Here is a 15,944-nt window from a genome sequence, read left to right as displayed (position 1 = left end):
CTATATAATAGATTTGCACAGCATAGTGCAATTCCATTATATAGGAGGGTGGTCCTCAGTTTGGCAGAGGTGGGTCTAAAACTTGTCATTAATGGGATAAAAACATGGCAAAGGAGGGTCTACTGGGTGGCAATATTCATTTTCTTCTATTAATTTTTCTATACCTAATTCTAACTCAGCTACTCTCATCCCACGTTCCGTAATTTCACGATTCAATTTATTATTTTCATCAATAATCCCTAAAAATGGTTTTGTTAATTCACTTTGTTCTTTATACATATCTTCAATTATCTTAGTTAGTATTTCTGGATTATCCTTAATCGTAATTTGGTTTAATTTTTGGAAAAAATCTTGATAGTAATCCATAGTAAAATGTGTATAAAAAGGCCCCCATGGATGTTTGGTGTAGGATAAATAATACCTATCGGTCATGTCGATAATGAAGGTATTATACTTTTGAACAACATAATCGTTTAGAGTAGACCAAGTCTTGTTCAGTTCTTTAACATTTTCGGCTTTCATTTTTCCACTTTCACTTAATTTAAATAGACTTCCATCCTCATTAATTGCATAATCAGTATTTCTGGTCTTATGAACAATAATTTTTGTATTAGGTAATTCTTTATTGAAAAAATCAAATAATCTATCAACGGATCTTTTCCATAATTCAATATAGGATTCCTTATCTGTATTTATTTCAAATACTTGTACGTCACTAAGTTTCTTGAAGAAAGTTGTTTTTCTAACTTTCCATCTATTATTAGTAATAAATTGATTTTCAGAAATTTTTATGACACCAAAACGTATATCTCCAGAAAAATCTAATAGAATATACTTAGGTTGTGTTTCCTTTAACTTTTGTAAATTTTCTTTGGTTAATTCAGATTTAACATTACTTATAGAGTAAGCATCAGCTTGATTATCAATATCTTTCTCATCAAAATCGACAGGATCAGACATGAGACTTATTATAGACGTTTGGTTTTGTGTAACTACACAGTCATAGTATTTTTTATAGTTCTCTATAAATTTCGAATTAAAAACATCCCTAGTAACGCAACTTCCTAATACTGCTACATTTATAGGTAGCATAATACCCCCCCCAATACTTTAAAACATTCCTAAATACTCACTTATTGTTAAAATTATACTTAATAAGTATTTCATTTGTTTATATAGCATAAAATAACCCAATAATAATAACATGAACAGCTGGAATAAGCAGCTTAAAATATTTCCTTATTAGGTATTTAGATGAAGAAGATATACTAAATATATATAAATTATACAAAAAAGTTACAAAAACTGCGAATAAACTTAATGTTGTTGTCGTAAAATAACTATAAACATTAATTGAAATGAAAAAAAATACATGATACGGTAATTATAAGCAAAATATATGGTAGTAAATTATTTTACCGAAATAGTATTCATTTTTAAAGGCAATTCTATAAAATTGAGGAGAGGATAACAGATGAGAATTAAAGTTGTAAACTCAATTGTGGATGGAAATGGAAATGAAACTCCTATGCATATGATCGGTAATGAATACGATGTGATAAAAGAAGAACAGCTTGGTGTTTGGGTTAGAGCAGAAGGCAAGCTTGATGCATTTGTATATTATGATGAACTAGAGATTGTTCAGTTAAACGAAAATTACTATAATACATTTGGCCACTACTTACGAAACTCAACAAAGGAACAGTACTATGACGAACTTAAATCTATGGGTTGCGACCACTTATTATAAAAGAACAAACAGGCGAGATACGATTAATTTTAAATAATTGTGTCTCGCTTTTTCTATATATTCTTCCGTTTTAGGGAATTTTATAAAATGGGAAGGTAACGAAAATTTGAATTTCACTATTTTTACAATGAATGTTCTTTATGATTTGTGTTAATATGAAGAGTACATATTATAAAGTCTGTATGCGGTAATTGAAAGAAAGTTTAAAGGAGCCAACATGAGTAGTTCAGTTATTTTTAATAATGTTACAAAAAAATACAAGATGTATCGTAAAACATCCGATAAGTTGTTAGATATAGCTTTGCCAAGTGGTTATGGTAAAGATTTTTATGCGCTTCAGGATATAAGCTTTACTGCTGAAAAAGGAGACGTTATTGGGGTAATAGGGATCAATGGATCAGGTAAATCGACCCTATCTAATCTTATTTCAGGCGTAATTCCTCCAACCTCTGGCGAAATTAATATATTAGGCGATGTTTCACTTATTTCAATCGCGACAGGATTAAATAACCAGTTGTCAGGAAGAGAGAACATAGAGTTAAAATGTTTAATGTTAGGCTTTTCGAAGCAGGAGATCACGAATATGATGCCCGAAATCATTGATTTTGCAGATATTGGTGATTTTATTGACCAGCCAGTAAAAAAATATTCGAGTGGGATGAAATCTCGCCTTGGCTTTGCGATTTCTGTTACAATCGACCCAGATATTCTCGTAATAGATGAAGCCCTTTCAGTAGGAGATAAAACATTTGCTGATAAAAGCTTGGCAAAAATGAACGAGTTTAAAGAAAGAGGAAAGACCATCTTTTTTATAAGCCATTCGATTGGCCAAATTAAAGAATTTTGTCAAAAAGCACTTTGGCTTGAGGGTGGGGAAATAAAAGCCTTTGGCCAAATTGAAGAAGTTGTTCCACAATACGAAAAATTTATTAAAGATTTCAAAAAGATGTCAAAGCAAGAACAAGATGAATTAAAAAAGCAAATAAATGAAAGAAGAAGTAAGAAAAAGAACAACCCCCAACCTGTTAATAAAAGTAAAGACGATGATAATAATAGCGATAGTAATGATAAGGTAGTCCCTCCATCAAATAGTAGAATAAGGCGCAAACGAGGTAAAAGTAAGTTCTGGTTAATAGGCATTTTCTTTGTTGCGTTACTTGGTGCAGGAGTAGTAATGGGGTGGGACAAGCTAATGGCTGGTAAGCAATCTGAGGATCCAAAAATTCAAAGTGAAGTTACCGTCGAGCAAGAGCCACCTAAAATAAATACAGAGGAAGTAAAAGAGCCTGCAATCATTGAGGAGGTTCTTGATATCCGGTACGTGAATGTCTCTGCGGCCTTTGTAAGAGATACCCCAGATATGGCTAATAGCAATCGCGTAAATATGTTGTATTTTGGGCAAGCCTTCTATGTATCCGAAATTAAAAAGGATCCAGTAGAAGACTTTCAATGGTTGAAATTAAATATTGAAGGTAACCAAGAAGTATGGATAAGTGAACAAATCGTCACTAAGTTAGAAGTCAAAAATGATGGTGATTCAAAATACATATCTACAATTTCAGAATTATTAAATGTAGATCTTTCTAACCTAGATTCATCTTTTGCACTCACTGAGGAAAACGTTCCTAACCAGGAAAGTAATCAAGAATTTAGTTTTGACCAAGACGGTAAAGTAGACGAGATTACTTATAACCTAAATACCAATTTTAATATTGATGATTTTAGCGAGAACACAGGTGCACCAGACCTTCGAAGTGAAGAATCTGTGTTGTTGTATCATGGTGAGAACTACGACTTTGTGGTATATGCTGATAACTTTAATAATGTAAATACCTTGGTAATTAGACCTGTGATTACGGATAAGGATCATATTGTTAATGTTGGTGAATACGAGATAACGGAAACTGATGAGTCTACCCAAACTAATGGAAATGTGTCTGAAGGTGATATAGTGGATGCGGCGCCGAGCCAAACTGGACCTATTACAAGACCGAGTACAACTACAAGGCCAAGTACACCGACTAAGCCAGTTGAAAACAAACCGAAGCCTACCGCACCTACTACACCAGAGGAACCGGTAGTGAAACCAGATCCGGTACCGACCGAACCTGTAAAACCGGAAGAACCGAAACCACCACAAGAAAATACACCACCGGAATCCGGTGGGAGTACACCACCAGAAACCGGAGGGGATACAGAAGTTCCGCCTTCTGAACCAACCTCTCCAGGTAGTCCATAATAAAGATGGAATCTGTAATTGCAACAAGATTATTCTTGTTGCAATTTTTTACACTTATTATGAAATTAAATTTAGAAGAAGTAATATTGAACCGAAGTCATTTACCTAAAAAATAAATTCGAAGGAAAGGAGGAGATTTCATGACCAGTAGATTAAAAGTATTAACTATATTCGGAACAAGACCTGAGGCGATTAAAATGGCCCCACTTATTAAGGAGCTAGAAAAATATCCGGAATTAATTCAATCGTTTGTAGCTGTCACTGCACAGCATCGCCAAATGCTTGATCAAGTACTAGAAGTGTTTGAAATAAATGTAGACTACGATCTGAATATTATGAAGGACCGTCAAAACTTAATAGGATTAACCACTCGCGCATTAGAAGGGCTTGATACGATAATTAAGGAAGTGAATCCAAAGCTAGTATTGGTCCACGGAGACACTACAACTTCATTTGTAGCAAGTTTGGCAGCATATTACAATCAAGTAGAGGTGGCTCATGTTGAAGCTGGACTAAGGACTTGGGAAAAGTATTCACCTTTTCCTGAAGAAGTAAACCGCCAATTAACAGGAGTTATTGCCGATTTACATTTTACTCCTACAAGAAGGTCTTTTGAAAACTTATTATTAGAAAATAAGAAGAAAAACAATATTTATATTACGGGGAATACAGTTATTGACGCGTTAAAAACAACAGTAAAAGAAAACTTTACCCATGAGGTTCTTGACCAAATAGGGAATGATCGTTTTATTCTGCTAACGGCCCATAGGAGAGAAAACCTTGGAGAGCCCATGAAAAATATGTTCAGGGCTATTAAAAGAATTGTTATGGAGCATCAAAACTTTCATGTTATTTTTCCAGTTCACTTAAATCCGATCGTTTTAAATATTGCTCACGAAGTGTTTGATGGAATTGAGCGCATCCATCTAATTGAGCCACTTAGTGTTATCGATTTTCATAATATAGCTTCGAGAGCTTCTTTAATCTTAACGGACTCAGGAGGTATTCAAGAAGAAGCACCTTCATTTGGAGTACCAGTGTTAATTATGAGAGAAACAACAGAGAGACCGGAAGGAATTGAGGCAGGAGCATTAAAACTAGTAGGGACTAACGAAGATACACTTTACCAGTCAGTGAACGAGCTTCTTATTAATAAGTCTGAATATGAAAAAATGGCTAATGTATCAAACCCTTATGGGGACGGTCAAGCCGCACATCGAATCGTCCAGGCAATCCTGTATCGATTTGGAAAAATAGATAAGGTTCCTGAACCTTTCCAATAACATTTAATAAAATTTGGCCAAAAAAAGAGATAAACCCTAAGGGTTTATCTCTTTGTTATAGTATCACTTATCTGTAAATGCTCTTTTAACATAGAGGAAAGGGCAGTCCGTTCTTCTTCAGGAACAGAATAATAATAAATTCCGTCGATTCTTGTTCCTTGTCCCTTAACCATCGATTGTTCTACATTATGTCTCGCATCTTTATAATTCTTTTGGATACCAACGATTTCATCAAACGTTAAATTGGTTTGGATGTTTTTGCCGATGGCTCCCATAATATCACTAAAGTTTGTTAAAGTAGTAAAACTTGCGCCTTTCTCAATTACACCTTGAATTATTTGTCTCTGTCTATCCTGGCGTCCAAAGTCTCCTCGTGGATCCTCTTTTCTCATTCGAGAATATGCCAAGGCTTCTTTTCCATCCAATGAAAGCTGACCTTTATTAAATGTGTAACCCTCAAAGCTAAAATCAAAGTCGTTATTAACCGTTATTCCACCAACAGCATCTACAATATCCTTGAAACTTTCCATATTGACTTGCACATAATAATCAATCGGTATATCCAAGAAGTTTTCTACGGTATTAATTGACATTTCTGGTCCACCAAATGCATAAGCATGATTGATTTTATCCTGGAATCCTTTACCGACAATTTCAGTTCTTGTATCCCTTGGAATACTTACCATTTTCATTGATTTGTCACTTGGGTTAACTGTTAGGACAATTAATGTATCTGAACGACCTCTGTCGCCTTTACGAGCATCAACGCCCATTAACAATACTGAAATTGGATCTTGTTTTTCAAAAACAACATCTTCCACACGCTTTTCCGACTTTTCGCGGTCGATTGGCGTATGCATTGAATCCACTGTTTTCGCTACTGAATTGTATAGATAAAAGCCATATCCACCAATACCTAAAATTACTATTATTATAATACTAAGGATTGAGAGTAGTACCTTCTTACCTGTGCTCATTTTCTTTTTAAGTTGTCTCCCCATATTCTTTCTCCCTTTTTGTCTAAAAATGTCAACAACTATGAATTATAAGCTTGATTTGAATTTATAACAATGGAAATAATATGGAATTTTTATGGGCTTTTTGTTTTATTAATAAAGTTGCAAACCATTTGTTGTTTTTACTCAAACCATTCCTATTTTCTTAGTTGATCGACAACTGAATATCCTACCGAACCAGTGCCACCTAATATTTTATGTTTCGTCATTTTTCTTTCAGAAAGAATGGATAATGAACTATCGGGTAGTTTGTCTTGTCTAGTAAGAACTAGTGATGCATTTTCTTTTGCCGCAAGGACAGAGCCAGTTAGTGCATCAGCAAATGTAGTCCCTGTTGCAATATAAACGCTTGAAGGATTTAGGTCTAGGTCCCGAATAACATTTGCGGCCACTTCATAGCGGTCCTTGCCAGAAATTCGCTGAGGAGAAGGGAGTTGGTTATAGACAACATTTCCCACACTAGCATCTCCACCCACAACAATTGTATTTTGAATTTGTTTTTCTTTCAGAGCCAGCATTGTTTCATCTGGTAAATTATTTCCCTTTGCTAGTAAAATGGGGTATCCATTTTTTGCTGCATATGGTGCGATTGCTAGGGCGTCAGGAAAGTTCCTGCCATCTGCAACAATGGCTGTGCTTGTGTTTCCTAACCTTTGTGCAATATGATAGCTAACCTCATATCTATTCTTACCACCGATTCTCTCAATGTTCGAAAACCCTTCATTCGTAACCTCTTTTACTACATTTTCACCAACGCTTCCAGCCCCGCCCACAATAATGATTCTTTTCGGTTTTAATCGATTTAGCTCTGATTTTGTTTCATCAGAGAGTCGATCTTGATGTGTTAGAAGAATGGGAGCATCTTCTTGATAGGCTAAAGGGGAAGCGGCTAGAGCGTCAGCAAATGCCGTATAATTTGTAAGAATAACCGTATCTGCCTTTTCCGGCCAACCTTGATTTGAAATTTTAACAGCTACCTCAAAGCGGTTCTTTCCTGATATACGGTTAACGACATTAATGTAATTACCTGCAACATATCCTTCCGTTCCATCCTGAAGCTGAATTTTATACCAATCGTGACCTTCTTGAGTAATTGGTTTTTCGAGAACCTTTAAAGGTTTACTTTTTTCTAAAGTACTTATTATCCCCGCACTAATAGAAGGTGCTACTCGCAAATTAACAGTAGTCAATGTGCTGGAGGGGAATTCAGCTAGATTTTGTTGTGGAATTCCTTCATCTACAGCCTGTTTGGGAATCCATTCTTTGAATTCTGACCAGAGAGCAGTGTTTTCTTGACCGAGACTCCAGCTGCCGGTTCCTTTGATGTTGTATTGATCGACTAGGTCTACCTTGGCTTTAATTGATTGTGCATTTTCATACCAAATCGTGTATGTCCCCGCAGCCAACGCTTTTCCATTAATAATAGTAGCTGGATCACCTTCTTTTATTATTACAGTAGCTTTGGGTGATTGACTTTTCACATCAAATGTAACTTTGCCATTATATTTCTTTATTATTTCTTCAACTCGACTATTTGAGATTCCGTAACCGCCTGCTGCTTGTCCTTCAATCCAATATCGACCGTAGTGGGGTAATCCTAAGACGATTTTGCTAGAAGGTACACCTTGTGCTAATGCATATTTTATCGAACATTCTGCAAAAGAGATACTTGCAACAGGACCCGGTTCGCTCCCTTGCCAGCTTTCGTCATATGCCATAATCATTAAATAATCGGAGTATTGTGCAAGTTTCTGGTAATCGTAAGATCCGTGCCAACCTTTTGTCCACCCGTTCGGATTCGCAGCAACAGCTACGGAGACAGATTTATCAGCTGGAAGCTTTTCCCGAAGTAACCGAACGAAGTCTGTATAATTATTGCGGTCGATATCTGAAACATTTTCAATATCGACATTTACTCCATCAAGATTATTGTCTATAACAGCTTTAGCAATTTGGGAGGAAAGTAGTTCGCGATTTGCCAGTGCAGCCCTGCCGATGTCACGATCCCAGTGGTTACTGACAAATGGGACTACTTTTACTCCACGCTTGTGCATTTCTTTCACAAATGCATTATCTTTATCCATTTTCGATGTGATTTTTAAAGTGCCATCAGCATTTAAATCAAAATAACTTGGGGCTGTTTCGTTAATAACACCTTGTGTTCTGTCGACCTGAGTAATAAATGAATCCGTTGAGCCAAAATATAAATAACCCATATTAAAATCAGTTGCAGCGCTTGCCTTGGGTGTATCCATTAAAAGGGTAGCAAACAATAATGAACCTGCCATTATTTTTACTGATTTTACAGCCATATTGGGAAATTTCTCTTTTACATACTTATTTACAATTTGTTGGAGACTTTCTTTTTTATGCTCCGTTATTTCGCCTAATTCTGAAGCGAACTCAGTAGAATTAGGATTTACATAAAGAATTAGCTCGACAGTATCTTTATTTTGTATTATTTTGTAGGAGTGAAAGAAATCCATAAGCTGCACTTCCTTTTAGAATATATACTCGTAGTATTTCTTTAATAAAAAATTTAATGTGTAGAGTAGTGCTCTCAGCATTATTATCCAATTATTATTCTGAGTATTGATTTCTTCAAGGCGTTTACAATTAAAGCTTTGTAATAACCAGATTATAGGCATAGATTATTTGCGTGTAATTTGTTAAGATAATCAAGATGTGTATTTGTCTGACTAGAAAAAAATGATTCCTACTAATAAATGTTCTTCTGAGATATTAATAAATAAGGAAAAATGATGGGGTGAACGATGAGAGTTTATAATCGCTTTTTAAAAAGATTTTTGGATATTGTTCTCTCAATGATTGCATTGTTATTTTTACTTCCGGCATTCCTGCTAATTACTATTTGTATAAAACTAGATTCAAAAGGACCTGTCTTATTTAAACAGAAACGTGTTGGGAAAGATAGGGAAGAATTTTATATAATAAAGTTTAGAACGATGAAGGCGGATGCGCCACATAATATGCCAACAGCACTGCTCACTAACCCTGAACAACATATCACTAAATTAGGAAAGTTCTTGCGTAAATCAAGTCTTGATGAACTCCCTCAATTAGTGAATATCATTAAGGGTGATATGAGTATTGTAGGTCCGAGACCAGTAATAAAAGATGAAAAGGCTTTGATTATAAAACGTGAACATAATGGAGTATATAAAGTAAAACCAGGATTAACTGGACTAGCACAAGTGAATGGCCGAGATACAATTTCTATAAAAGAAAAGGTTGCATTCGATAGCGAATATGTTAGTAATCTTTCTTTTTCACTAGATGTAAAAATACTAGTAAAAACGATTTTGAATGTTCTTCAATCAAATGGTGTACGTGAGGGAGCTCAAATAAATTCAGAAAACAGCATAGAACCCAAGCAAAGAGTTTTTCGACAATCATAATATAATACAATTTCACATATTCATTAGAGTCTACTATTATATGATTAAACTAATTCTTTTTATAGGGGGAGTTCTATGAGTGCAATTAAAAAAGTAATCATCCCTGCAGCTGGTTTAGGAACGAGATTTCTTCCTGCAACAAAAGCAATGCCTAAAGAAATGCTCCCGATTGTTGATAAACCAACGATTCAGTATATCGTTGAGGAAGCGATTGCATCAGGAATTGAAGATATTATTATTGTTACTGGAAAAGGGAAACGTTCCATTGAAGATCATTTTGATCACGCCTTTGAGTTAGAAGACAATTTATTTAAAAAACAAAAGTACGATTTATTGGAGGAGGTTCGTCAATCCTCTAAGGTTGATATACATTACATTCGACAAAAAGAGCCTAGAGGTTTAGGTCACGCCATTTGGTGCGCGAGAAAATTTGTTGGCAATGAACCATTTGGAGTTTTGTTAGGTGATGATGTTGTCCAGTCTGATATACCTTGTTTAAAACAGCTAATCGACGTTTATAACGAATTAAACAGTTCCGTATTGGGAGTTAAACTTGTATCTGAGGTTGAAACTAATCGTTATGGAATAGTGGATCCACTAGATAGGAATGGACGATTATTCGAGATTTCTAATTTAGTAGAAAAGCCCAAGGTTAGTGAGGCACCTTCAAATATTGCGATAATGGGAAGGTATATTTTAACTCCTGACATATTTGAGATTCTCGACGAACAAGAAGTTGGGGTAGGTGGAGAAATTCAATTAACGGATGCGATTCAACGATTAAGCGAAAGACAAAGGGTGTTTGCTTATGAATTTGAAGGAACACGCTATGATGTTGGCGATAAATTGGGGTATATAAAAACGTCAATTGAATTTGCATTACAGCGAGATAACCTAAAAAAAGAACTTATGGACTATTTAAAGCAATTAGTAATGGAAAAATAAAATATAGATGACCAGCTATTGATAATTTAATAGAATTCGATTTAACTGTGTAGAGTTTTTCTATACAGTTTTTTATTTGCTAAATATTATCTTTTTAGTCAAAATTCGATAATATCCTATTTACCTATTTACCTAACTGACAATTTTTGATAAGTTTTTTAATAGAGTAAACATGAGAGAAAGAAAGAGTCATAGATTACTATAGACCTTTAGGTACGTTTTTTCTCTAACTTTTAATGAGGGGGACAAGTTTTTGCGTAAAATTATTTCTTTAATCGTAGTAACGTTCTTGCTTTTGATAGGCGTAGAATCGGTATCAGCAGATACAACAATTACCCGACTCGATGGAAAAAATCGATTCGAGGTAGCTGTAAATGTTTCGAAAGAGGGCTGGACAACATCTAATACAGTTGTCTTATCGTTTTATAATGCATATGCAGATGCTCTTTCAGCAGCACCTCTAGCATATAAAAATAATGCTCCTATCCTATTGACTCATCAGGATAATTTAACTGATGTTACAAAGAATGAAATTAAACGATTAAAAGCAACGAAGGTAATTGTAATTGGAGGTACTGGAAGTGTCTCTAAAAAGGTAGTCAAGCAAGTGAAGGATATTGGCGTAACTAATGTAGTTCGGTTTGATGGTCATGACCGTTATGAAGTAGCTCAAAATATTGCAAAAGAATTTAAAGGTAGTTCAAAGGCGATTATTGCAGATGGTCTAAATTTTTCTGATGCATTAGCAATTGCTCCTTATGCTGCAAAAAACGGATATCCAATTCTTCTAACCCGTACAGCTGCACTTCCTCAAGAGACAAAAGACGCGATTGCTAGCTTCAGTAATACTCTTGTTATTGGGGGAGAAGGAAGTGTCTCTAAGGCAGTTTTCAATCAATTGAAAAATCCAACTAGAATTGGTGGACAAAATCGGTATGAAGTCGCTTCGAATATCGTTAGACAATTAGGCTATAATACCGAAAAAGCTTACGTTGCAACTGGTACTACATTTGCCGATGCGCTAACAGGATCTGTGTTGGCTGCAAAAAATAACGCACCGATGTTATTATCAAGTCCGACTTATATCCCTGAATCTATTCAATCTGTCATTTTTGAGAAACAAATGTTTAACTTAACTGTCTTAGGAGGAACTGGTTCAGTTCCACAAGATATTGTGGAGAAGCTTGTTAGTTACCGTCTGGCAACAGTTGCATCTAACGGTACCCTAACTATTAATCCTAAGAACTATTCTAGCTTTGAACAGGTGCCACTAGCGAATTCCAATCAAGTAGTCGTTTTTGGGAACAAAATTGTTAACATGACAAGCGGATTAGTTAAAGCTGCCCCTTCATACGGGAATACAACTGTCAACCTATATTATGGTTCACAAATGTATGATTGGCAAAGAAGCACGTATGTAGTGCCTGGAGCAGAATTAAAGTTCATAGAAGCTGATGCTAAAAAGGTAAAAGTTCAGTATGCAGATAAAATTGGATGGGTGAAGCAGTCAGAAGTTAAAATGTACCCTCCTGTCGTAATGAATGCTAATCGATCACACTATGAATCTATTAACGGAGATTTGAATCATGTTGTAAACAATGTGAAAACGGTAATTGGAAAGGCCCCTTCATTTATGGCAGGTGGACAACGCTACTATAGTTGGGATGGATTTACTTTCTTTAATTCAAGTAATAAGCAAGTAGGAACACAAAAACAATATTTCCAATTTGCTTCTATTACTTCAAAAACACAGTATACAAAAGAACAATTTCTGTCTTTTGTAAAAACTAGTCAGGAACGTGCTACTTGGGAGAGAAAAGAAGGTAGGACAAGTCCTTTATTAGATGAAAAGGTTATTGATGCTATGTTTAAAGCGCAAGAGGATTACGGGATTAATGCATTATTTATCCTAGGTGCTGCCATTCATGAAAGTGCTTGGGGAGTAAGTGATATTGCAACCGAGAAAAATAACCTGTTTGGTATTGAAGCAACAGATATAGATCCAGCAACGAATGCTAAAAAATTTGCTAGCTTTGAAGATAGTATTAAGGCATTTGCATTAGACTATATGAAAAATGGATACACGAATCCTAATAGCTGGAAGTTTAGTGGCCCATATCCTGGAAATAAGGGTAGTGGAATCAATGTATGGTATGCATCTGACCCAAATTGGGGTTCTAGAGTGGCAGGTCATATGTATAAAATTGATAAAGCGCTTGGAAGTAAAGAAATAAAATAATGATGCGAATCTATCAGAAAAGTGTAGGCGTAAGTCTACACTTTTTTATGTCAACAAGTTTCAATAGATTACTTTTTTGTAAATAAATTGCGGATTTTGATGAAAAAGAGGGAATGTTTTGGTATATTGTCGATAGACGTTTCTTAATTGGAGGTATCAAAAGTTGAAAAAATATTTTATATTACTAGTTCTTCCGCTTGTTTTACTTTTGTTTGCAAATAGCGCCATAGCAAGTGGTACGGCAGAACGAGTAGATGGAAAAGACAGGTTCCAAGTGGCTGTTAATCTCTCTCAAAAGGGGTGGCCAACGCAGTCAGACACTGTAGTTCTCTCATTCTATAATGCTTATGCCGATGCTCTTACTTCTGGCCCGTTAGCCTATCACTATAATGCTCCGATTCTATTAACTCACAATAATAATTTAACAGATGTTACAAAAAAAGAAATTGCTAGACTTAAACCGAATCGGGTTGTCGTAGTAGGTGGACCAGGTAGTATAGCTGATTCTGTGTTGAACGAGCTGCGCAAAATGGGAATTAAAGAAGTTACACGTATTAATGGAGAAGACCGTTTTGAAGTAGCGGCAAATGTTGCAAAACAGTTACCTGGAAATAAAAAGGCTGTTATCGCTGATGGATTAAACTTTCCAGACGCACTTGCGATTTCCCCTTATGCATCTCAAAACAAGATTCCAATCCTACTAACGAGACCTAAGGCTATGCCTCAAGCAACAAAACAAACATTAAGTTCTCTTGGTATCACTAGCACAATAGTTGTTGGTGGAGAAGCAAGTGTTAGCAAGACAGTATATGGTCAGTTGCCTACTCCGATGAGAATTTCAGGTGAAGATCGGTATGAAGTAGCTGCCAATATTATAAGACAGTTAAAATTGCCAACAGGAAAAGCCTACTTGTCAACTGGCGCTACTTTCGCTGATGCACTAACAGGCTCTGTTTTAGCTGCAAAAGAGAATGCTCCTATTTTATTAACCAGGAGTGATAAAATCCCAGATCCAACAAGGAAAATAATTAGTGAACGCAAAATTTCAAATTATGTAGTACTCGGTGGATTAGGATCTATTCCTCAAAAAATAGTTGCACAACTATCAGGTAAGCTCGCTGGATTAACAATTGTTGTCGATGCCGGACATGGTGGAACAGATCCAGGTGCAATTGGGAATGGATTAAAGGAAAGCGATATTGTGTTAGATATTAGCAGACGACTTCAACCTAAACTTGAAGCTGCAGGTGTAAATGTTGTTATGACCCGAGCAACTAACAAATATATTACTTTAGATGATAGAGTAAAAGCTGCGAATGATATCGGAGCGAATGCGTTTATTAGTATTCATAATAATGCTTATTCTGATGGCTCGGCAAACGGTACAGAGACATATTGGAATGACACCTATGCTGGTCAGGAAAGTAAAGAATTAGCTACAGAAATACAAAAAGAACTAGTAAAGCAGCTTGGTACTCGTGACCGTGGTGTAAAAGAAGGGAATTTTAAGGTAATAAGAGAAACTACTATGGTAAGTGTTCTTGTAGAAGTAGCCTTTATTACAAATCAAAACGATGCTCAAAAACTTGCAAGCGCAGCTTATCGAGAAAAGGCAACCAATGCAATTTATCAAGGTATTCTCAACTATTACGGAAAAAATTAAGAAATATAAAACAAACAGATCATTAAACGTTCTGTTTGTTTTATTATCGAAATAAATTAAGTGATGGATTAGAAATAAAAAATGATTCACCTGAATTTCTTTAGCGAATATGTAACAAAATTGTAAAAAAGTCGTCTTATTAAATAGAAGTCAAAAATGTAATGAATTAACACTTCTAACCTTGATGTATTAAGGAAATAGTAGAAGTATGACAAATTTAGTATTACGTATCAATAACAAAAACTTAAATTGAAATATTTTAGGGATATGATACACTAATTGGAGAATTTGAAAATGATTTTAAAGGAGATCTTCCAATGGACATTCGTTTAATTATAGCGTTTTTCGCATCTTTTATAACTGTCCTAATCGCGACTCCGTTTGTTATAAAACTTGCTATAAAGATTGGTGCAACTGATAAGCCAAATCATAGAAAGGTTCATCAGAAAGTTATGCCCCGTCTTGGAGGGTTAGCTATTTTTATCGGCGTTTTTGTTGGATTTTTTGCAAGCGGTCTTTACAAAGAAAGAATGACCGGTATTATTTTGGGAGCTCTTATAATTATTATTATTGGGATTCTCGATGATAAATACCAATTGTCTGCAAAAGTAAAATTTATTGGGCAAATTGGTGTTGCAGGTATAATTGTAAGTACGGGATTAACAATTGATTTTATAAGTATACCCTTTGTTGAAAAAATTAATTTAGGCATATGGGCAATACCGGTAACTATTTTTTGGATTGTAGCTATCACTAATGCCATTAATTTAATCGACGGTTTGGATGGACTAGCAGCGGGTATTTCGTCAATTGGTATTGCAACAATTGCAATTATGGCAGGTATTGCTGGTAAAGGTTTGATTCTACCGTTAGCATTGATTCTACTTGGAAGTACAATTGGGTTCTTGTTCTATAATTTTCATCCTGCCAAGATATTTATGGGGGATACAGGTGCGCTTTTCCTTGGATATTCCATTTCCATTCTTTCGTTGTTGGGTTTATATAAAAGCGTAACCTTATTTAGTTTTGTTGTTCCGATTCTTATTTTAGGTGTTCCTATTTTTGATACAACCTTTGCCATTATACGTCGTATTGTCAATAAGAAGCCAATTGCAGCTCCAGACAAATCTCATTTGCACCATCGTATCTTGGCATTGGGGTTCTCACATCGTAATACAGTTTTGATTATTTATGCGATGGGAATTCTATTTAGTATATGTGCGATTGTGTTTGAATCGGCAACATTATGGGGTTCGCTATTAATTGTTGCTGGACTGTTGATTTTTTTCCAGATCATTGCAGAATTAGTTGGTCTTGTTAATGAGGGTTATAAGCCATTTCTAAAGATGTATCGTCGAGTTTTTGAGAAGCATTAAACCGTTTGTGACAA

Annotated in this window: 11 protein-coding genes; 8 read left to right on the top strand and 3 right to left on the bottom strand. The window is 35.3% G+C overall.

The window, feature by feature from the left end:
* Positions 1-75: 75 nt before the first annotated feature.
* Positions 76-1,092 carry a DUF6270 domain-containing protein gene (locus NST91_RS22950; protein WP_341333004.1) on the bottom strand — a complete coding sequence of 339 codons (1,017 nt, stop codon included), beginning with the start codon at positions 1,090-1,092 and terminating at the stop codon, positions 76-78.
* Positions 1,093-1,474: 382 nt separating this feature from the next.
* Here NST91_RS22950 and NST91_RS22945 point away from each other — a divergent pair, with 382 nt between their 5' ends.
* The 3 genes from NST91_RS22945 (at position 1,475) to wecB (ending at position 5,272) form a co-directional block, all read left to right on the top strand.
* Positions 1,475-1,750: a hypothetical protein gene (locus NST91_RS22945; RefSeq protein WP_341333003.1), complete on the top strand. Its 276-nt coding sequence runs from the start codon at positions 1,475-1,477 to the stop codon at positions 1,748-1,750.
* A gap of 217 nt (positions 1,751-1,967) precedes the next feature.
* Positions 1,968-3,989: a teichoic acids export ABC transporter ATP-binding subunit TagH gene (tagH, locus tag NST91_RS22940; RefSeq protein ID WP_341333002.1), complete on the top strand. Its 2,022-nt coding sequence runs from the start codon at positions 1,968-1,970 to the stop codon at positions 3,987-3,989.
* Positions 3,990-4,129: 140 nt separating this feature from the next.
* Positions 4,130-5,272 carry a non-hydrolyzing UDP-N-acetylglucosamine 2-epimerase gene (wecB, locus tag NST91_RS22935; protein WP_341333001.1) on the top strand — a complete coding sequence of 381 codons (1,143 nt, stop codon included), beginning with the start codon at positions 4,130-4,132 and terminating at the stop codon, positions 5,270-5,272.
* A 44-nt stretch (positions 5,273-5,316) separates the two neighbouring features.
* Here the strand turns inward: wecB and tagU are convergent, their stop codons facing one another.
* Positions 5,317-6,273 (bottom strand): polyisoprenyl-teichoic acid--peptidoglycan teichoic acid transferase TagU, encoded by a 957-nt coding sequence (tagU, locus tag NST91_RS22930; protein ID WP_341333000.1) that lies wholly within the window; start codon positions 6,271-6,273, stop codon positions 5,317-5,319.
* Between the two features lie 152 nt (positions 6,274-6,425).
* A complete protein-coding gene (locus NST91_RS22925; protein ID WP_341332999.1) occupies positions 6,426-8,774 on the bottom strand; it encodes a cell wall-binding repeat-containing protein in 2,349 nt (782 codons plus the stop codon).
* A gap of 288 nt (positions 8,775-9,062) precedes the next feature.
* On the opposite strand from NST91_RS22925, the gene NST91_RS22920 reads away from it, so the two are divergent.
* From NST91_RS22920 to NST91_RS22900, 5 genes are all read left to right on the top strand, one after another.
* Positions 9,063-9,707 (top strand): sugar transferase, encoded by a 645-nt coding sequence (locus NST91_RS22920; protein WP_341332998.1) that lies wholly within the window; start codon positions 9,063-9,065, stop codon positions 9,705-9,707.
* A 75-nt stretch (positions 9,708-9,782) separates the two neighbouring features.
* Positions 9,783-10,652 carry a UTP--glucose-1-phosphate uridylyltransferase GalU gene (gene galU, locus NST91_RS22915; RefSeq protein ID WP_341332997.1) on the top strand — a complete coding sequence of 290 codons (870 nt, stop codon included), beginning with the start codon at positions 9,783-9,785 and terminating at the stop codon, positions 10,650-10,652.
* A 253-nt stretch (positions 10,653-10,905) separates the two neighbouring features.
* Entirely contained in the window at positions 10,906-12,891 is a 1,986-nt protein-coding gene (locus tag NST91_RS22910) for a cell wall-binding repeat-containing protein (protein WP_341332996.1), read from the top strand.
* Positions 12,892-13,054: 163 nt separating this feature from the next.
* The gene (locus NST91_RS22905) at positions 13,055-14,554 is read left to right on the top strand and encodes an N-acetylmuramoyl-L-alanine amidase (protein ID WP_341332995.1); all 1,500 of its coding nucleotides are present in this window, start codon (positions 13,055-13,057) and stop codon (positions 14,552-14,554) included.
* Positions 14,555-14,871: 317 nt separating this feature from the next.
* Complete coding sequence (locus NST91_RS22900) at positions 14,872-15,930, top strand: glycosyltransferase family 4 protein (RefSeq protein ID WP_341332994.1); 1,059 nt, start codon at positions 14,872-14,874, stop codon at positions 15,928-15,930.
* Positions 15,931-15,944 lie beyond the last annotated feature (14 nt).

The sequence above is a fragment of the Ferdinandcohnia sp. FSL W7-1320 genome, from assembly GCF_038050315.1.
Lineage (GTDB): Bacteria > Bacillota > Bacilli > Bacillales > Bacillaceae_L > Ferdinandcohnia > Ferdinandcohnia aciditolerans.
This window is presented reverse-complemented; position numbering and strand designations above follow the sequence as displayed.